Below are 19,879 nucleotides of genomic sequence, written 5' to 3'. Positions count from 1 at the left end.
CCCCGCCGTCGCAGGTACTCGCGGACAGGGCCGCTGCTGTAGGCCCTGTCGGCCGCGAGGCTGGCGGGCTTCTTGCGCGGCCGTCCCAGGCCCGGTCTGGGCACCCGGATCTTCTCCAGGACCGGCGTGAACTGGGTGCAGTCCGCCCGCTGACCTGGAGTGACGACCAGGGACAGCGGGCGGCAGCGACCGTCCGCGCTCAGGTGGAGCTTGCTGGTGAACCCGCCCCGCGAGCGGCCCGGGCCCTCACCTCCCGCACCACCTCCACCAGGCGGGCGATCAGGCTCTGCCACGGCGTCTCGGCCTGGTGTTCCACCCCTGCGGCCCCCTTTGATCCCGGGGCCGGCGGCGGATCGGTGCGGGCGCCGGCCGCATGCTGATGCGCACGGACGATAGTGGAGTCGACCGAGACGTCCCAGTCGATCTCGCCTGCGGCGTCGGCCGCGGCCTGGACCTGCTGAAGCAGACGTTCCCACGTGCCGTCGGCCGACCACAGGCGATGGCGCTCGTAGACGGTCTTCCACGGACCGAACCGTTCGGGCAGATCCCGCCACTGCACTCCGGTCCGCACCCGGTGCAGAATCCCGTCGATCACCTGCCGGTGATCCCGCCACCTGCCACAACGCCCGTTGCCGACCGGCAGGAACGGCCGAAGCCGTTCCCACTCGGCATCACTCAGATCACCCCGCCCCATACATAGGACAACGATCCGACCAGGCGACAGTCACATGATCGGCCGGACAGCTCCTAGGTCCTCTGACCACCCTCGACCTCACGTCCATCAAGGCGAATGCTCGGGATCTCCGCACCAGCGGCCGGCAGGCCGAGGTAGCCCCGTACGGCCGTGTTGTCGCCGGTGGCGTCGGCCAGGCGGACGGCAGCTTCGAAGGCCCGGGACTGGATCCGCACGATCTCGTCCTGGGCGTTGCCGATGGGGTAGCCCGCGTCGATGAGCATCTTGACGTCGGTCTCCACTGAGAGGACTCCGGCGCCGACGCCCTTGACCACCTCGTCCAGGACGGCGGCCCGGTCGGTGGGCGTGTGCGGCCCCCACATCAGGCGGGCGGGCACGGACTCGCCCGCGGGCCATCCCTCGGCGTGCCCGGCCTGGTGGAGCCGTTGGACCATGCGCAGGAGGACGGCGTACTTGTGGTTGCGGGCCAGGCGCATGGCGGCGACCAGCGAGTCCAAGGGGCCGAGGGCTAGCTGGAGGGCGTAGCCGGAGGGCAGTGCGGTGGGGTCGAGGGTGCCGAGGCCGGCGGCGGTAAGGCGGGAGTTCGCGGCGACGCGGTCGATGAGGTGGTCGACGCGGGCGCGGAGTTCGGCGAGCTGGGCGGAGGTGTCGAGGACGTCCATGCTGCCGTTGTCGTTGAGCTGCCACACCGTTCCGGCCCGGACCTTCACCGGCAGCGGCTGCCCGGTGGCCCGGTCGATGGGCAGGCGGGCGCCGGACAGGCCGATGATCGGGGAGCCGGTCGTCGCCGAGGCGCCGGAGCTGTCGGTGTCGGTGTCGGACAGCTCGTCGAGGCCCTGGAGGACGGTGGCGATGGTCGGCTTGCCCCAGTGCTCGCCGCTGTTAGGGATCGAGTTGGTGATGTGGATCAGCGGGATGAAGTCGCAGCGCAGGTCGAGCCGGTCAAGGACTTCGCCGTCGGAGCGGACGCGGAAGGTCGCCTTGTGCAGCGGCAGGTCGTGTACGAGGTCGGCGTGCGTGAGGTCGTCCAGGTCCCATTCGGCGTCCGTGAGGTAGCAGGTCCACGGGCTGGGCCGGTCCGGTGCCCACGGGTAGGTGCGGGTGATGGTGCTGCCGTCCGCGTCGAGCTGGTCGCCGGCGACGAGGACGGGCGCCCCGTCCTCGTCGTACAGGAACTCGCGGACCGCTCCTCCGCCCTTGGCAATGGCCTGTCGGCTGGCCGGGCCGATGGGGGCGAGCTCATAGGTGATCCGCCGCACCCGGGTTTTCAGGCCGCGCCGCTTGTCCTCGGGCAGCTCCCACGCCAGGTGGACCCGCGTCGGGAAGTCGGCGCCGTCCTCGCCGTCCTCTGGCCACTCCGGGAAGTACAGGCCCGGGTCCCAGGTGCGCAGCAGGACGCGCCCCTTCCCCGGATCCCACGCCAGGGTGTAGACGCCGTCCCCGAGGAGGATCGCGTTCCGCTCGGCCTGCTGGACCCGGAGCGGCAGCAGCTCCTTCTCCGCCCACGCCCGCAGCCGCTCCTGGACGGCCCGGGCCGCAGCGGCTTCCGGAGACGGCTCGTCGCCAGCATGTTCGGCGCCAGGCACGCTGATGGTCTGCTCGGAGCCCAGGAGGTAGCCGAGGGCCGTGTCGACGATCTTCGAGGCGTCGCCCAGCTCCCGCCGCTCTCCCCCGCGGTCGTCGTCTCCGCTCAGCTCGGCGAGCTGCCCGGCCTGATTGGAGTCGTACGCGGCCAACAGCCGGTACGCAGCCAGGCGGCGCAGGTCCTCGTCGGGAATCCACGACGACATCAGGTCCGCCCAGGCGTTCCGCCCCGGGCGGCGCGGGTCGGCCATGGCCGGCTTGTAGTCCAGCCAGCTCCAGGCGTCGGTGATCAGCTCGCGCAGGCCCACAGTGCCCCTCCAGGCAGTCGGCCCCGCGCCGGTGATCAGGTTACGGCGTCACCCCGGTACCGCGCGCTTCGGCCACGGCCTCGTCGTACCCGGGAAGCCCCGGCTGTGGGAAGGAGGAGCAGGCGGCAAGGAACCCTGCCCTATCCCCCGAGGTCTGCTCCCGTTCACCGAGCTGAGTCCACCGTGCCACGCACGCCTCCTCGCTCCAGCTGGAATCGGCAGGCGGCGTGCGGTCGGCGATCTTCCGATCCTGTAGCTTCAGTCCCGCACTGCGCCCGAGTCGGTAGGCGTCCCGCAGGCGGTCGAGGTGTGCGGCGCGCTGCTGGTCGGCGGGTGGTTCGCTGTCTCCCGTCGAACAGCTGGAGAGGCAGACAGCAGCCAGCAGGACACCGCACGCTGTGACGGACCGGCTCCCCCGAGATGCCATGATCGCGAGGTTACCAACGCCGTTGCCCATCAGACTGTCCGTTTCCTCTTGGGGACGTTGCGACTCCTGGCTTCTCGGTTCAACAGCCACCTCTCCGCTGCCGCAGAGCATCGCCTTGCCAAGCCCTTCGAGCGCGAGCGCGGCGTTGGCGTAGGCGACGTACATCAGGCGGCAGATGGGCGCTGCCGCCCCCGGTACTTCGAACCTCACCCCGGCCAAGCGGGCGACGCATCCGCCATCGAGGACGTCATGATCGCCGTCGTGCGGCCCTCTGCCGGCGGGTGGCGCCCCTGGCTCAGGAGGCTGGCAACGATGCTCGCTGCCACGCTCCACTCGCAGGCTGGAAAGTCAGCCCGGCGCAGCTGCATCACGCCTCCATCGCACTCCTTCTCGCCCTAATCTTCTCTCGCTCTTCCCGCCACCGCCGATATCACCGCTCCAGCCGCCCAGGCATCACTCGACAAGTTCGCCTGAAAGACTATCCGTGCAGCCGCACCAGAGCGTCGTCGACTTCAAAATCAGTCCAAATCACATGAGCACCTTCAAATTCTCCAAGCCAAAAGGTTGCCGCGCAACCATCACGGAAATCTAGAAACACTGCAGTACTACCCTCACTCTCCCTGGAAGTCCAGGAACCCTCGCCAGATTTGGGGCCTACAGGACCCTTCGGAGGGCAGTCGAAATATTCGGCATAAAGCCTCTTCGCCACGAACGTTCCATCCTTATCCAGACGGACCGATGAATCCCCCTGCGTCCACTCTCGAGAAAGGAACGCTGAATCCTTAATAGCATTGCGTGGATATTTTTCAGCAGTATCCTCAAGCGTCGCGCACCCTCCAATCGAAAGGGCTAGCAGGAGACTTGCAGCCACACCCGCAACCAGCCGGCCTGGCGTCCCGAAGAAGGACATAATCCAATTCACCCTCACATCTTGATGGTGCGAGGGTGGCTGCCACCACCCTCACACCACAAAGCACTGACCTAGAACTCGATCTCGGTCCTGAATACGATCCTCATTGAATGCGAACGCATCATCCCTTCACTGCCGAGCATACGGGTAGCCACGACGCCGTCATGGTCCACCCACCTCTGCAGGGCACGTTCACCAAGGCTCCCATATCCGAAACCGGGAGCAAAGTGTGCAAATGATGAGATCGTCATGGAGTTGGCGATAGTTACCTGAGCCTGAATCCCGCGAGAATTCGCCCTCAGCAACCTGTACTTGGCCGTGTAGGAACCGAGGCCCGCCGTTGCCACATTGGCATCACCCACCGCCAAAGAGCGCAAGTCCCTTTGAAGCTGCCCACCTTCATCTCCACCGGATATGGAGTAGGGCTTCAGAGAGCCCGATGTCTTACCTTCCAGAAGATACCTCTTGGCGATCTCCTGACGCTGGCCCGAAGTCAGGTCTGACGCCATCACCTGGCGCGCAACCCGACTGTCCTCTCCATACACCTCAGCCCCTTCAAGCTTCCCAAGTAGCCACTTGAGACCGACCGTACGAATGTCGTCATCCCCACCCCCAAGTACAGCATCCTGCGAATTGCACCACATGCGACTCGGCATGGCAGAGCACTCGCGCTGCTGAAGATATTCGGGACTTGCCACGTATTGCGGAAGATACGGCAGGTCCACGGGTCGTGGACCGACGACTGGGAGATCATCTCGATCTTCGCGGCCTCCGCAGCGGAGAGGTGAAACGCATCCCGTCCTAGCCGTAACGGATCCATTCCCACTAACTGCATCACCATCGTTCGTCCCGGCGTTGGAACTGGCGAGGCACAGAGAGACGCAGACTGCAGGGCTGCCCCCGCGCGGCACTCCGGTGCCTTCACCGGACTTCTTACCCGGGCGCTCGGTATGACCGGTACCGTCATCCGGCCCGAGCCCTGTGGGGTCAGAGAAGGTAACAGGGTTGTTACCGGCGTAACCGTAGCTGTTCAGAGTTTGCGGTTTGTCGATTTCCAGGAGGGGATCGACGCTGATGAATTGGCCGAGAGTCGTGTCATATTCGCGGGCACCGACGTGCGTGAGGTTGGTGGTGGTGTCGATGTCGCCACCGACGAAGCCCTTGGTGCCGACCCAGAAGTACGGAGCGGCTCCACGCTGTCCGCCGAACGGCATGGTCTTGCGGCGGTTGGTCGCGAGGCTGCTGGCGGAGATGGAGAGGGTGTTGGTGTTGTGGTGGTCGGAGACCAGAAGGCCAACTCGGTTGTCCTTGCTGGTCCGGATGGCCGAGCCACCGGGCACGCTGTAGTAGCGGGTGCCGTTGGAGATGGCGGCGGGGGTGGTTCCGGCCTTGCGGGTGAGTTCGAGTTCCTGGCCGCCGGGGAGGTAGAGGGTTGTCTTGGCGGGGTCTCGCTTGATGATGCGGGTGCCTTCGGCGTCGTAGAGGAACGACGTGATCTGGCTGGAGATCGTGGAGGTCTTGAGCTTGCCCTCTTCGTTCCAGGTCAGGTCCTGTACCGCGCCGCCGGCCGGGGTCTTCTTGATGAGGTTGCCGGTCGAGTCGTAGGCGTAGGCGTCGGTTCCAGTCGCACCGCCTGCGGCGGTCACCGAGGTGACGGCGTGAGCCTGGGCCGCTCCCACGGTGGTGGGGTAGGCGTACGTGCGGGTGGTGTTCGCCGTGATCGGACCGGCCTTGTACTGGGTCTCGGTCTTGCGCTGGCCTGTGTCGGTGTACGTCCAGGAAGTCCGGTACGGGTCGGTCGTGCCCAGGTTGGGGGTGCCAGTGCCGTTGACTGACTTGGTGGTGCAGGCGTCGCCGGAGGACCAGGCGTCGGTGAGGCGGCGGGCCCAGTCGTAGGTGAAGCACTGGTCGTCTGTGACGGTGCCGTCGTTCTGGGCATCGCGGATGGAGGTGATGTTGCCGGCCGGGTCGTAGCCGTAGGTGATGTTGGACAGGGTGGCGGGGCCGGTGGCCTCGCGGTTGATCTGGTTCTTGACCAGGCGTCGGGTGGCGTTGTCGTAGGTGAGGGTCTGGGTGACCAGCTTGCCGAGGTTGCCGAGCTGGGCCTGGGCGAGTTCACCGAAGGGGGTGTAGCCGGCGCCGCGCAGGTAGGCGTGGTCGAGTGAGCTGTCGACGATGGCGAGGGTGTCGTTCGAGCCGTAGTGGTTGGTGACCGTCTCGGCGGGCAGGGCGGTCGTGGCGTTGGTGTTGGTGGTGCTGTAGGAGGCCGTGAGCGGGAGACCGCTGACCGGTGTCGCGGTGGAGGCCACGGTGTACGTTCCGGCGAGGAGTTCCTCGCCCGTCACGCTCGGGACCGTCACCTTCGTGCCCACGGGGCGGCCGGTGGTGCTGTAGCCGGTGATTTCGGTGGTGTAGGCGGCGTTCGCGTTGCCGGTGTCGTAGCGGATCGACTTGTGGGGCATGCCCATGCCGCCGGTGGCGGTGTCGTAGGTCCACTCTGCGAGCTTGGTTCCGGTGACGGAGCCGGTGCGCAGGGTGGTCTTGCGGCCGAGTTCGTCGTATGTGGTGGCCAGGGTGCCGCGCGAGTCGGTGGTGGTGTCAGCGCGTCCGTTGGTGTCGTAGTGGGTGGTGTTCTGGCCCTTGTCCGGGTCCGTCGCCGTCACCTGGCGGCCGCGCAGGTCGTAGGTGTAGCGCCAGGTGTTGCGTCCCGAGGAGTCGGTGAGCGAGGCGAGGAGGCCCGCGGAGTTGTAGGTGCGGGTGGTCTTCTCGTACTGGGTGGTCGCGGCGCCCGGGAGGGGGTTGCGGTCCTTGTACTGGCGTTCTTCGATGGTGCGGCCACGTACGTCGGCGATGCTCAGGGTGGCAGTTCCGGCGGTGGGCGGGACGCTGGCCGACCAGTAGTCACCGTAGGTGTTCGTGGTCCTCCACTGCTCGGCGTTCAGCGACAGCTGGATGACGTCGGTGACGCGACCACGCCCGTCGTACTTCGTCTCGACCGCCTGGGGAACCTGGTTCGGCAGGACGACGAACATCGCGGTCGTCGAGACGGCGCTGCTGTTGTAGTACGGGGCGTTTGTGAGATACGCGCGGCCATGGGTGTCGTAATAGGTGTCGCTGATGACACGGCCGTTGACGCCGAGGGAGTCGGACTGGGTCTGGCGTGCGCGCAGCAGGGAGTCGTAGTAGGAGACGCTGGTTCCCCACAGGCCGTCTTCGTAAAGCTTCTTGGTGATGACGGTGGAGGGGACGGTGGCGGAGAGGTTGTAGGTGAAGGTGGCGTTGGGCTGAAGGGTCTTGGCCCGGCCGGTGCTCCATCCCTTGGTCAGACGGCCAAGCGCGTCATACTCGCTGCTGGCCGTTCGGCCATTTGCGTCCGTCGTGCTCAGCGCAAGACCCCGTATGCCGTCGAACGTCGTGGAGGACTCGTGTCCCTTGACGTTGGCGGTCTTCACCGTGGTGGGCTGGGCGCCGGTGGCAGGGGTGTAGGTGGTGGTGATGGGCTGAGCGTCCTGGCCCTTGGCGACGAGGACACGTCCGTACTGGTCGTGGGTGGCCTGGGAGAGGGTCTCCCACACGGGCGTGTTGTCGCTCTCGTGACGGGCGAGCTGATCGGTCTTGGTGACGTTTACCTTGCCCGCGTCCGGGGCGGCGCCGAGGGCATTGCCGTCGTAGTAGGTGCGGGCGCTGCTGGTGATCTCGCCCGGACCACTCAGGCAGGCGGTGTTGTCCGCGGTGGTGACTTGGCTGGGGTAGGAGATGAGCCAGTTGGTGGTGTCGGGGGTGACGTAGTCGGTGAGGGTGCAGCGGGCTTCGGTGGTGCCGGCGCCGTCGTCGGTCTCCTTGGTCAGGAGGCCGTAGGTGGTGTCGTAGGCGCGCGTGCTGGTGAGGGTGCGCCAGGTGGTGCCGTCGTCGAGGAGGGTGCCGCTCTTCTCGGTCGCGGTGCCGGACAGGCGTGCCGTCTTGGCCGGGAGGGTGGGGGCGGGGGTGGTGGGCTTGTCGGGGTCGGTGATGCCTTCGACGGGCTGGGTGGCTGTCGTCGGGGACTGCCAGGGGGTGTAGTAGGTCCGGGCGACGATCTTGCCGTCGGCGCCCTCGTTGTCGTAGACGTAGGTCCCGGACACGCGGCCTGCGAAGTCTTCGCGGTCGGTGATGCCGTTGATGGTGTCGACCGTGCGGGGGCTGCCGTCGGCGAGGGTGTCGCCTGCCATGCCGCGGTAGTAGGTCTTGGAGGTCTTCACGCGGTTGGTGTCGCCGCCGCTGTAGGTGCGGACGGTGTTGTAGCCGCGGAAGACGTTCCAGGTGCGGTGCTTGTCGAGGGTGAACTCGCTGGTGTCACGTCGCCAGGCGGCACCGTTGTGGTACGTGTACGAGGTGGTCTTGGTCTGCGATCCGCTGCCGCCGGTGGTGTCGGTCTCGTCGATGCGGCTGACGAGGTACTTGTTGAACCAGTCCTTGACCGGCTCTATGGCGCCGTCCGGGGTCCACCAGGCCGGGTAGCAGCGCAGGGTGTTGGCATCGGGCGCGGGCAGGTTGGTCGGTGTGCAGTTCGAGGCGTAGTAGCTGACGAGGGTCTGGCCACCGGTCTCGTTGGTGATCTTGGTGATGCGCTTGCGGTTGAGCGGAGGCCGGCCTTCCACGGCGTCCACCCGGTTGGGCATGAGTTCGCCCTCGAAGACCACCTTGTTCAGCGCGATGTCGGTGGCGGAGCCTGCCTTGGCGGTGCGCTGGACGGAGTCGAGCCACATGGCCGGGGTGGAGATGTCGCCGGTCGCGGGGAACGACTGGTCGAGGGTCCAGGTGTCGACGGCCGCCATGGTGGTGCCGACCAGGGCGAGGGTGCTGATGGAGGTCAGCCGCTGCTTGGACCAGAACGACGGGGATGCCTGCAGGCACTGGGTGCCGGAGGTGCAGTTCAGGTCGACGGGGGTGTCGGGCCAGCTGGCCGCGTTGGCCTCGGTGAAGGCGCAGTCCGTCGCCTTGCAGCGCGATGCGGTGGTGAAGGTGACGCGGCCGGCCGGGTTGGTGGTGGTGTAGACGGCGCCGGCGCGCAGACCATAGTCGATGCGGTTGAGGTAACCGCCGCGGGTGTACGACTGCGGGTCGTCGATCTTGCCGTTCTGCGCGTAGTAGCCCTGCTCCTTGGTGTAGTAGAGGGCCATGGCGTTGCCGTGGGGGTCCACGACGTAGTCGAGGTTCCACCGCCAGGCCTGCTGCTCGACGGAGGAGACGTAGTCGGTGGCGTATCCCTGCTCGCCGACGTGGTTGCCGTAGACGGGGACGGTGAAGACGGAGTTGGTCTCGGTCTTGCCGTCCACCCAGCCGGGGAGGCGGTTCTTGCCGAACCAGTACTGGGTGCCGTCGAGGGTGGTGACGCGCCAGTACTCGGAGTCCTCGTCACCGGAGTTGTTCGAGGGAGTGTCGTAGATCCGCTCGATGCGGGAGCCGTCGTCGCTCTCGAGCTTCCAGGTCCTCTTGCTCCCGTCCCAGACGAGCTCGTTGGAGGAGCCGTTGAGGGAGAGCGTGGCGTTGTACGACTTCCAGCACAGGTCGCCGGTCTTGGCGGTGTTGTTGCCGCCCTGCTTGTCGTTCTCGCAGGATGTGTAGCGGCGCTCGATGAAGCCGGGTGAGTACTCCCAGCCCTCGCCGATCCAGGATGCCTGGTTGTTCGTCGAGGCGGTGCGGCCGTCGATGGAGGAGGAGTTGTAGGCCAGGTCGACCTTGGGCGTCAGCCCACCGGGGACGCTCGGGACGTCGATCGGCACGTTCCAGCCGAAGCCGCCCGAGTTCCCGCCTGCCGACCACGTTCCGGACGGGGCCAGCGACGAGGCCTTGAACGAACCGTCGCTGCCGCTGGCACCGGCGGTGGCAGCCAGGACGGTGACGCCGGCCGTAGTGGCGGTGAGCGCGGACGGGGCCGCCGATGCCGTGGTCTTCGCCGCGTCGCCCGTGGCGGTCTTGGCCGATGCCGGGGCGGAGCTGGTGAGTGTGGTGGTGAGGGTGTGGTCGCTGGTGTTGTTCTCGGTGGCCAGCGGGGTCTGCTTGCGGCACTCGGGCTTGTCCGGGGTCGTCAGCGCGCACGCGGGCAGCGTGACCAGCCGCAGACGGGATGCCCAGCCGGCCGCGTAGGCGCCGCGGATGGTGCCGTAGTCGACCTCGACCTCTACCGAGCCGATGGAGGCGGCCTTCGTGTCCGCGGGGCGGAGGGTCAGGAGCAGGCCGTCGACGCCGGCCGTGCGAGCGGCGGAGCGGTCCTTGACCGACACCTCTGTGCGGGTGGGTGCCGCGGCGTTCTTCGCGGAGCGGGTCGCAGGCGTGGTCAGGCGGACAGGCAGACCGCCCACTGTCCGGGCCTCGCCCGTCGCGGACCGAGGAGTGAGCTCGGCGGTGGCGGCTGTGGGCCAGGTGACGTCCGGTGCCTTCCACGGCGTGGACGGACGGCGCTTGGCCTTCGCCCCTTCGGGCTTGAAGTCAGTCCCGTCGACGGACTTGGTCTTCGGCACCGTCGGCACACCGGGCTTTTCGCCTGGGACGGCCCACGTCGGTGCGGTGAGCACGGAGACGCTCAACGCCGCCGTGAGGACCCCGATTATCCCTGTCTGCATCGGCAGACCCTTTTGTCTTTTTCTGCGCCTATAAAAGGGCATGGCAAAGCCACTGCGGAACACCATGAAAGATTCCCACCCCGGTAGTACATGAAAATTTGATGATCATGCGCATCCAACACGACGCTCAAGGCCGGTGACAACCACAAGTGAGAGGTTCCACTCCAGTTCGTCAGGTCTAGACCGGTCATTCCGTGGGCGACCTCACTCAAGCCCGACCAAGCCTACAACCAGGCATTTTGTGAGCCAGTTGCAGACAAAAGCCGCGCCTCGAAGCAAGCCGGTTCGACCTGAAGCGTGCCGCATGACCGGAACATGCCATTCCTGTTGTGATCTGTTGTGGAGATTTGGTGTCCCGCCTTGGCGATCCGTGGAGGCCTGTTGATGTAAATGTCTGCCCGGCAGGTTAGAGTCCCCGCCCAGGAGGAGCAGGAATTGTTTTCCGCTCGTTGGAAATGCCGCTTCCTCCAGAAAGGCACCACTACATGAGCACCGCCAGATTCAGGCGCGGGCGCAGAGCACTGGCTTTGGCGATAGCCGCGACCGTGACCCTCCCGGCCTCCATGGCCCTCGCCCAGCCCGCCGCCTCGCCGACGGCCGTGACCGCGGCAGAAGCCGAGGCGTCCCCGACGCCGTCCGCGCTGTTCGAGGAGGTCGCCTTCGACGAGGCGGCCAGGACAGGCAAGGTCATCGAGATCCTCGACCGTCGGGAGGAGAGCACCGAGTTCTTCGCCAACCCGGACGGCTCGACCACGCGCCAGTCGTACGGCTTCCCGAAGTGGACGCGTTACGACGGCATGTGGCGTCTGGCCGACGCCACGCTCGCGCGGCAGCCCGACGGATCAATCGGCCCTGCGGCTCCTACCTTCCAGATCAACTTCTCCGGTGGCGGTGACCAGCCGCTCGCGACGATGGTCAAGAAGGGCAAGAAGCTCGCCCTGACCTGGCCCACCGCGCTCCCCGAGCCGGTGCTGGACGGCGACACCGCCACGTACCCCTCGGTCCTGCCGGGTGTCGACCTCAAGCTCATCGCCGAGGTGGACGGCTTCGCCCAGCACCTGGTCATCCACACGCCCGAAGCCGCTGCCAACCCGGCCCTGAAGAACATCGAACTCGGCCTGGTGACCGACGGTGTCACGCTGACCGAGGCCGCCGACGGCAAACTGGTGGCCAAGGACGCCAGCGGCGAGACTGTCTTCAGCGCCCCCAGCCCCAAGATGTGGGAGCAGCCCGCGGTCCCGGCCGAGGAGACCTCCGCTACCGCTTCGCGGACGCTGGCGCGTTCCGCTGCCGCCGCCCCGGTGCAGCCCGACAGCGCACCCGTGGACGTGGACATCAGCGGCGGCACGCTGACCCTGACGCCCGACGCCGAGCTGTTGACCTCCGCCGACCAGTTCCCGCTGGTCATCGATCCGCCGTTCAGTGGCGGTACCCGGGAGAAGTGGGCGGTGGTGTACTCGGCCACGCCCACCGCCGACTACCCCAACGGCTCGGGCTGGAACTCCTCCAACCCCGCCGACGAGCCCCGGGTCGGCTACAACGGGACTGGCAACACCGCGTCGTTCTTCGCCATGAACACCACCGGCCTCGCCGGCGCGACCATCAACAGCGCCGAGTTCGCGGTAGTGCAGACCCACTCCTACGTCTGTGACACGTCCGTCGGCCCGACCGAGCTGTGGTCCGCCGGCGACATCACCACCACCCCGACCTGGAACTCTCAGTCCTGGGGCAGCAGGCTCGACTCCGACTCCTTCTTCGGCGGCAACGACACCTACTGCCCCGGAAACGTCGGGCACGAGTTCGCCAGTGCCGCGCTGACGGCGTTCGTCCAGAAGGCCGCCGACAACGGCTGGGGCGCCGCCACCTTCGGTCTGAAGGCGCCGGACAGCTACCTGGGCAACACCAAGGCCTACAAGCGGTTCAAGAACAACCCGGTCCTCGCGGTCAACTACAACTACGAGCCCGTCGTCACCAGCAAGGCAGCCTACGAGGGCTACTACGTCGAGTCCGGGGACGGCAACGTCCCGCTGGCCTGCGGCGGGCGTGTCGGCAACACAGGCGTCACCCTGACCGCGAAGATCAAGGACCCGGACGGTGGAGGACTCAGCGCCTACTTCCAGGTCAAGAACTCCAGTGGTACCTCTGTCGCCTTCTCGCCCAACAGCGCAGGCCTCAGCGGTTCCGGTGAAGTCGATGTGCTCGTGCCGGCCTCGAAGCTGCCCAACGGCTCGTACACGTGGACCGTGTACGCCAAGGACGGCGAGAACACGACCAGCGCCACCACCGCTGCCTGCTCCTTCTCCGTCGACCGGATCGGTCCCGACAAGCCCGTGACCGTCTACGACATGGACGGCACCAAGGCCGGCGAGGCCACCGACAAGTACGCGGCCCGTGTCGCCCGGGACTTCAAGTTCACCAACCCGGTGAGTGACGTCGACGGTTACTGCTGGGCGATGGACCGCCCCCTGTCCTCGGCCTCAAGCCCCCGCTGCCCCAACGGCAACTGGGTCGACGCCGGGACGGACGCTCTGCACACCGCCACGGTGAGAATCACGCCGTTCGCGCACCCGGTCAGCAAGATCAACGTCGTCGCCTACGACAAGTACGGCAACCGCTCTGTACTCGCCGACGGTGACGACCAGGTCTCCCTCACCACGACGCCTCCGGTGTTCGTGTACGAGAAGGAGAACTCCGACCCCTCGATCGAAACTGCCAAGCATGATCGTCCCGGTGACCTCAACGGTGACGGCTTCGCCGACTTCGTCGCCAACGATGCCGAGGGCAAGCTCTGGTTCTACGGCGGCAACGGCAACCTCAGCACCCCGGCAGCCCGCCAGCTCGTCGGCTTCGGAGGTTGGACCGGGGCACTCATCGCCCACCGCGGTGACTTCAAGGGCATGTCGTCCCGCGACGCGGCCCCCGACGGCTACGAAGACTTCCTCGTCCGGCTGCCCGACAACAAGCTCTACTTCTACCCCGGCAACGGCGTGGGCTCCCCCTGGGTCTACACCCGCGCGGAACTTCCCCACCCCAGCCAAAGCTCGACTGCGGACCCGGCGCAGGTCACAGACTGGGGTGGCCTGCTCCAGATCCTCCTTCCCGGCGACATCGACGGAAAGCCCGGCAACGACCTCATCACCGTCGAGTGCATCTACGACGGCGCCGGCGGGTGCTACAGCGGCCGTCTGCTCCTCTATAGCGGCATCCGGGTCGGAGGAGGCGGCGCAGACCAGACGAGCGCCACATTCAACTGGGGCAGCCCTGTCATTCTGGGCACTGGCGGTTGGCGTGACCTCACCAACCTCGCCGTCAGCGACGTCACCGGTGACTCGTACGCCGACCTCGTCGCTCGCGACCCCAGCGACGGCAAGCTCTACCTCTACCCCGGTTGCGTCAACGACGCCGTCTCCTGCCCCGGCAGCGACTACAAGTTTCTCCCCCGCACCGTCTACGGCAACGGCGGCTGGAGCCGGCGCCCCTACCTGACCTCTCCGGGCAACACCCAGGGGACCCTGGTCAACGACACGAAGACTGTCGAGCCGTCGCCCGAGCTTCCGCCCGGCCCTGGCAACGAGGCTGTCACGTACAACTTCAAGCGGTTCATTCCGACCACCGGTCAGGAAGCCGGCGACATCTGGGCCACCACCCCTGCCGACCCGGGCACCCCGGTCGACTACATCGATGCCGCAGGCACCGCGAAGAGCATCCTGTGCCCCACCGGATGCCTGCTCGTCTACCCCGGCGGCAAGACCGCCCACGGCGCACCCCGCCTTGCGGGAACCGCCGGATGGGCCACTACCATCCGCGGCATCTTCTAACCGGACGCCAACCTTGACGGACCAGGCGTGCCACTCCTCCCCGAGGCGTGGCACGCCTGCCGTCCATCCGCTCCACGACCACCCAGCATCGCCATCCGGAATATTCCGACTCATGGCCATTCACGCACTTTGCGAGTCACCACATGAAACATCTCAGTCGCCGTACCACCACACTCTCCGCAGCCGCCGGCCTCCTCACCGCAGCGACCCTGCTCGTCCCGCCCACCGCCAGCGCGGCGGACGAGCTGAAGCTGTCGGGGTACGACGTGGTGGCGGCGCCGCGTTCGCTGCCGCGGTTCTATCCGGCCGTCGAGGCGGGCACGACCGTCGCCGGGAAGGTCGTCATCGCCGTCGGCACCAAGCCGATGACCGACCCGTCAGGCGCCGGGGCGGGCCTCCCGGCGGGGTACCGGCTCAACCCCAACCAATGCGACCTGGCCCCCGGGTACACCGGCGTGCTCGTCTGCCAAGAGGCGCCGTACATAAAGCCCGACACCACCGTTCCCGCGGACGCCGTCGACACCACCCTGTACTGGGGCTTCACCTACATACCGGCCGGCGGCGACCTCGCGACGGCCGTGAAGGAGGCCCGCAGCGCCGGCAGCCTCCCCGCGGACGGGCGCCGTGGTACCGGCAAGGTCACCGTGAAGTCCCGCGCGCACGCCCTGCTGAACACGATCGCCTTCGACACCCCGGCCGTCCCCGACGGCGGCACCGTCCGCCAGCAGCTGCGCGTCCACGCCAACGACGCCGGACGGCTGACGCTCCGCTTCGGCCGGGCCGACGGCCAGCTCTACGCCGACCTGGCCGTCCGCATCAGTGACATCATCACCGGCCCGGGCGCCACCTGCGAGATCCGCTACGAGACCCTGCCCGACGACGTGCCCAACCTGGCCTGCGAGCTGGAGCCCGGTGACCACGTCATCGGCTACGCGCTGACCGGCACCGCGGGGCAGTACGCCCAGAAGCTCCACGCCCTCACCCGCTACGACATCTACGACCTCGGCTACTGGGACGAGTCCGACGTCAAGCTGGCCAGCGCGCCCTTCGCCGTCCAGGGCCGCACCATCCTTCCCTCCCACGGCCTGATCGCCCGCAACACCGCCGGCACGCTGGTCGACTACAGCGGCACCCGCTCGGCGACGGCGCCCCTGTCCGGCCCGTACAAGATCGGCTCGGGCTGGCAGACCTACACCGCCCTCACCTCGCTCTCCCCGCTCAAGCAGGGCAACTACTACTGGGCCGACCAGAAGCCCTCCGCCCGCACGCGCGGCCTCGGTGACGTCGTCGCCCGTGACGCGTCCGGCACCCTCTGGTACTACGACCGCCAGCTCGTCCGCGAAAAGCCCTTCGCGGCCCGCGTCAAGGTCGGTGGCGGCTGGAACGTCTACGACCGCATCGACGGCGCCGGGGACCTCGACCGCGACGGGTACGCCGACCTCCTCGCCCGCGACAAGGCCGGGGTCCTGTGGCTGTACAAGGGCACCGGCAGCTTCACCGGCGCGCGGTTCACGGCGCGGGTGAAGGTCGGCGGCGGCTGGGGCGCGTACGACCGGCTCGCCGGCGGCGCCGACCTGACCGGCGACGGGCGCACCGACCTGCTGGCGCGCGACCGGGCCGGGGTGCTGTGGCTGTACCAGGGCACCGGCGACGCCACCCGCCCGTACACCGCCCGCACCCAGATCGGCGGCGGCTGGCAGGGCTACGACCAGCTCGTGGTCACCGGCGACCTCACCGACGACGGCAGGGCCGACGCGGTCGCCCGCGACCGCTCCGGCGTCCTGTGGCTGTACAAGGGCACCGGCAAGGCGACCGGCACGTTCACCGGACGGACCCGGATCGGCGGCGGCTGGAACACCTACAACCACCTGTTCTGACCGGGACCCTGCAAACGACAGCGGCCGGGCCCCAGCACCTGAACAGAGGCTGAGGGGTCCGGCCCACCCGGCTCGCTACTTTTCTAGCACGCACATTGAGAAGTACCTCAGTTCGCTCGGTCAGGTTGGCTACAGAAGATGGCACGCAGCCAAACCATGACGTATGGCTTCCACATGGTCACCGTCGTCCGTCAAAGCGGTCGTCGTCGGAGCCGGGGGGAAGGGTGTCGAGTTGGTCGGGGTCGGCCAGTTCGGTGAGGCCATGCACGGCGGCGTCCATGCGGTCGGGGCTGTCCATGCCTTCGACCCAGGTGACCATCTGGTCTTCCAGCTCGGTGTACTCGCCGACGTGGTGGACGAGCTGCTGCTCGTACAGCTGGGCCACGGGTGCCGCGCGAAGGCGCTTTCCGACCTTCGCGGTGACCTCCAGGATCATCGGCATGAGCAGGCCCTTGGTGACGCCGTCCCTGCGCAGCTGCTCCCACGCCTGGGTGACCACCTGTTTCGCCATGTCTCCGCCGTAGTTCTTCTCCACCACGATGGCGTCGGCCTTGAGCTCCAGGGCAAGGCGGCAGGCGGTCAGGCCCCAGTCGTTGGCACCCATCGAGCCCGACCGGTCGGCGAGGACGTACAGCTGCCGGTCGAAGTCGCGGGCGACGCCGACGATGCCGGTCTCGTCGCCGATGGTGCTCTCGCCGCCGGCGGGGTCGACGGCGACGATGATGCGGGCCATGTCGAGGCCGGAGAACTGGACGGCGTTGATGCGGGCGTTGTCGATCCAGTCGCGCTGCCAGACTCCGCCCTCGGGCGGGCGGGGCTTCTGCATGTAGAGGGCGCCCCAGACGCGTTCGCCGACGCGTTTGCGGGTCTTGGCGTGGTGGGCGGCGTCGAAGCGTTCGGGCCACAGGGCTTTCCCGGGTGCGCGGCCGAGGGGGTCGTCCGGGCTGTCGGCGATGGCGGGGAGGTCGATGACGCGCCAGGCGTCGCGTTCGGTGGCGAGGATGCGTCCGGCGAGGTCGTCTTCGTGCCAGCGGGTCTGGATCAGGCAGATGGCGCCGGTGGGTTCGAGTCGGGTCTGGATGACGGAGGTCCACCAGTCCCAGGCGCGCCTTCGCATGGTCGGGGAGTCGGCGTCCGCCATGTCCTTGACCGGGTCGTCGACGATGGCGATGTGTGCGCCGCGTCCGGTCAGGCCGCCGACGAGGCCGGCTGCGAGGAGTCCGCCTTCGCCTCCGACGATGTCGAAGCGGTTGGCGGCCTGGCTGCCGGGCTTGAGCTGGAGGTCTAGGTCGTCGCCCCAGGTGAGGATGGCGTCTCGGATCCATCGGCCGTGGTCGTCGGCGAGGTCGGCTGAGTAGCTGGCGATCATCAGGCGGTGGCTGGGGTTGCGCCGGAGGTACCACAGCGGGGCCCAGTGGGAGGCGCGTCGGCTCTTGCCGTGCCGCGGGGGCATGGTGAGCATGACGCGGTCGCACCGGCCTCGGCCATGTCGATGAACGCCTGGTCGATCAGGTCGAGATGAGGGGCCTGCATCTCGCGGCCGCCGGTGAGCACGGCGGCGAGCGCCCCCGGGGAGCGGTCCATCGCGAGCTGCCGTTCGGCGCGAACGAGCTCGGCGCGGAGCTCCGGGGAGGCGGACCGGGCTATGGAGCGGCGCTGTGCCGACGGCAGGGTCTTGTAGCGGGCGACGACGCTCGCGGTGTCCCGGCCCCTCATTCGGTGTCCGGGTCGGTGAGTGCGATCAGCTTCTCCAGCTCGTCCACCGTGGCGTTCTCGACCTGGACCGGCCCTCCATCCGGGCCTGACAGCTCGGTGCGGACGGGCATGTCGAGGCCGAGGAGCCGGGCGCGGCGCTCCATGATCCGCAGGGTTCGGTCGATGGCCGCGAGGTCCTGGTCGCGGACGGCCTTCTTGTAGGCGACGAAGAACAGCCGGTCGAGCCGGTCTTCCTCCAGCGCGCGGAGCTCGTCGACGTCGTCGGCCAGTTCGGCGCGCCGGTCGGCGAGGGCCTGGCGGACATCACGGCAGGCGGCGTGGATCAGGGCCTCGTCGCTGGGCGGGTCCTGCTTCTTCCGGTATCGCTCGATGCCGTAACCCTGCGGGTAGGCGATGCCGTCGCTGTTGACGGCGGGGTCGGCGGCGAGCTTGCGGGCGATCGTCAGCCAGTCCACGCCGGCGAGGCGGAGGTCGATGGCGTCCGAGCGGCGGCGCGCGATGGCCGCACGCGCGGCCTTGTCAGGGCGTCCCACGTCGGGGTCCTTCACGGCTCGGGTGCGCCGCCGCGCCCGCGCCCATGATCGCACCTCGCCGAATTTCGTTCGACCTCCTGGCCGATCGCCATCTGGGCGTGACCTCTAGGACTTGTCCGGCCGATCATGGCGTGAGGGTGAGCAACGAGACCAACACATCGTCTGCCTGCGGGCGACGGCAGGCGCGGGGCTCCGTCGCCCGCGCCCGGTTCCGTCAGTTGGAGGACGTGGCGTCCTCGGCCGCCCGGACCTTCTTGACGCAGGCATCGTCGTAGGCGTTCAGACTGAGCGTTCGGTTGTCGGAGAACAGGCGGTACTCCATGACCACGGTCCAGCCGCGCTTCTTGAACACCGCCCCCACCACGTCGACTGTGCCGTCCGGTGCCTTTCGCTCATTGCGCTTCTTGGCCTCTGTCCACCCACGGCCAGTCAATGCGGCCGCCAGGGCATTGGTCCGGTCCACGTCCAGCGTGGAGGCGGCTGTGTCGAACCCCTTGTAAGTGACGAAACACGCAGTAAGCGGGTACTTGGACGACTCCGGCATCGAGGCCGCTTCCGGATCGCTCGGCGGCGCCCCGACGTCCCTGGTGACGCCGTCGAGCACCAGGCGCATCTTGGCCTTGGTGATCGGACCGGAGTCTTCCGGCCTCGCTGAAACCGGGGCGGAGGGAGCCGCAGACGTCCCGTTCACATCCCGATCGATACCGTCGCCCCCGCAACCGGCCACTCCGATCGTCACCGCCGCCATATAGACGACAGCCCACCCCACCCTGTTCACACGCGTCCCCTTCAGCACACGGGAGACGAATACCCCCGTGATCAGGGAAGGAGTGTGACACGAGGCGCCGACAGCCCAGGATGCAGGTTCGTCTCGCCTGTCCGCAGGTCTTGCGGACGCTGGGCCCTCCAGGTTGCGTGACGTCGCCGCCTCGTGGACCCGGCTGCGTGCGGAGGACGGCGAGGTCATCGACACCGAAATCGCCGAGGCGATTGTGAGTGATCTGGCTGGCCTCGTCAGCAGCGCCCGGCGCCAGAACCAGAGCGTCTACTGCTGGGTCGCGTAGGAGTTCATATCCGGAGCCAGATCGCGACGGCCGCCGCGGTGGCGGTGCCGAGGAAGACGTCACCGCGCTTGTCGTAACGCGCGGCGACCGCCCGGAACTGCTTCAGGCGGTTGATCGCCCGCTCGACGGTGTCGCGCTTCTTGTACCGCTCTTCGTCGAAGCCGGGCGGCCGTCCACCGCGTGAGCCCTTGCGCAGGCGGGCCGCCTAACTGTCACTCTTCTCCGGAATCGTGTGGCGGATGCCCCGCCGTCGCAGGTACTCGCGGACAGGGCCGCTGCTGTAGGCCCTGTCGGCCGCGAGGCTGGCGGGCTTCTTGCGCGGCCGTCCCAGGCCCGGTCTGGGCAC

General features: G+C 67.9%; 9 protein-coding genes and 2 pseudogenes. 3 read left to right on the top strand and 8 right to left on the bottom strand.

Annotated elements, in window-relative coordinates; translation table 11 throughout:
• From IE287_RS37135 to IE287_RS39250, 4 genes and pseudogenes are all read right to left on the bottom strand, one after another.
• Positions 1–694: pseudogene (locus tag IE287_RS37135) on the bottom strand (IS5 family transposase); the annotation flags it as partial.
• A 53-nt stretch (positions 695–747) separates the two neighbouring features.
• Positions 748–2,586 carry a hypothetical protein gene (locus tag IE287_RS37130; protein WP_189853835.1) on the bottom strand — a complete coding sequence of 613 codons (1,839 nt, stop codon included), beginning with the start codon at positions 2,584–2,586 and terminating at the stop codon, positions 748–750.
• A gap of 40 nt (positions 2,587–2,626) precedes the next feature.
• Positions 2,627–3,178: a hypothetical protein gene (locus tag IE287_RS37125; protein ID WP_189853834.1), complete on the bottom strand. Its 552-nt coding sequence runs from the start codon at positions 3,176–3,178 to the stop codon at positions 2,627–2,629.
• Between the two features lie 816 nt (positions 3,179–3,994).
• Positions 3,995–10,591 (bottom strand): RHS repeat-associated core domain-containing protein, encoded by a 6,597-nt coding sequence (locus tag IE287_RS39250; protein ID WP_189853833.1) that lies wholly within the window; start codon positions 10,589–10,591, stop codon positions 3,995–3,997.
• A gap of 419 nt (positions 10,592–11,010) precedes the next feature.
• Here IE287_RS39250 and IE287_RS37115 point away from each other — a divergent pair, with 419 nt between their 5' ends.
• On the top strand, positions 11,011–14,343 hold the full coding sequence (locus IE287_RS37115) for a VCBS repeat-containing protein (RefSeq protein WP_189853832.1): 3,333 nt from the start codon (positions 11,011–11,013) through the stop codon (positions 14,341–14,343).
• A 143-nt stretch (positions 14,344–14,486) separates the two neighbouring features.
• Positions 14,487–16,220, top strand: a complete 1,734-nt coding sequence (locus IE287_RS37110; protein WP_189853831.1) for an FG-GAP repeat domain-containing protein — start codon at positions 14,487–14,489, stop codon at positions 16,218–16,220.
• 178 nt (positions 16,221–16,398) lie between these two features.
• Here IE287_RS37110 and IE287_RS37105 read toward each other — a convergent pair whose 3' ends face one another.
• The 3 genes from IE287_RS37105 to IE287_RS37095 all read right to left on the bottom strand — a co-directional run bounded on the left by IE287_RS37105 (position 16,399) and on the right by IE287_RS37095 (position 19,217).
• Positions 16,399–17,682 carry a terminase large subunit domain-containing protein gene (locus IE287_RS37105; protein ID WP_229883989.1) on the bottom strand — a complete coding sequence of 428 codons (1,284 nt, stop codon included), beginning with the start codon at positions 17,680–17,682 and terminating at the stop codon, positions 16,399–16,401.
• A gap of 250 nt (positions 17,683–17,932) precedes the next feature.
• Complete coding sequence (locus IE287_RS37100) at positions 17,933–18,469, bottom strand: hypothetical protein (RefSeq protein ID WP_189853830.1); 537 nt, start codon at positions 18,467–18,469, stop codon at positions 17,933–17,935.
• Between the two features lie 214 nt (positions 18,470–18,683).
• Positions 18,684–19,217, bottom strand: a complete 534-nt coding sequence (locus IE287_RS37095) for a hypothetical protein (protein ID WP_373307984.1) — start codon at positions 19,215–19,217, stop codon at positions 18,684–18,686.
• A gap of 163 nt (positions 19,218–19,380) precedes the next feature.
• Here IE287_RS37095 and IE287_RS37090 point away from each other — a divergent pair, with 163 nt between their 5' ends.
• Entirely contained in the window at positions 19,381–19,533 is a 153-nt protein-coding gene (locus tag IE287_RS37090) for a hypothetical protein (RefSeq protein WP_229883988.1), read from the top strand.
• Positions 19,534–19,537: 4 nt separating this feature from the next.
• Here the strand turns inward: IE287_RS37090 and IE287_RS38965 are convergent.
• Positions 19,538–19,879 (bottom strand): annotated as a pseudogene (locus IE287_RS38965) (transposase); the annotation flags it as partial.

This window comes from Streptomyces omiyaensis (assembly GCF_014650895.1).
In the GTDB taxonomy this organism is placed as follows: Bacteria; Actinomycetota; Actinomycetes; order Streptomycetales; family Streptomycetaceae; genus Streptomyces; species Streptomyces omiyaensis.
The sequence above is the reverse complement of the archived record's forward strand: the minus strand, read 5'-3'. Positions and strand labels throughout refer to the sequence as shown.

Excerpts from the sequence above, each read along its gene's own strand:
- IE287_RS37125 (WP_189853834.1), bottom strand. The coding sequence starts at position 3,178 with ATGTACGTCGCCTACGCCAACGCCGCGCTCGCGCTCGAAGGGCTTGGC.
- IE287_RS39250 (WP_189853833.1), bottom strand. The coding sequence starts at position 10,591 with ATGGTGTTCCGCAGTGGCTTTGCCATGCCCTTTTATAGGCGCAGAAAA.
- IE287_RS37115 (WP_189853832.1), top strand. The coding sequence starts at position 11,011 with ATGAGCACCGCCAGATTCAGGCGCGGGCGCAGAGCACTGGCTTTGGCG.
- IE287_RS37110 (WP_189853831.1), top strand. The coding sequence starts at position 14,487 with ATGAAACATCTCAGTCGCCGTACCACCACACTCTCCGCAGCCGCCGGC.
- IE287_RS37105 (WP_229883989.1), bottom strand. The coding sequence starts at position 17,682 with ATGCTCACCATGCCCCCGCGGCACGGCAAGAGCCGACGCGCCTCCCAC.
- IE287_RS37095 (WP_373307984.1), bottom strand. The coding sequence starts at position 19,217 with ATGGCGGCGGTGACGATCGGAGTGGCCGGTTGCGGGGGCGACGGTATC.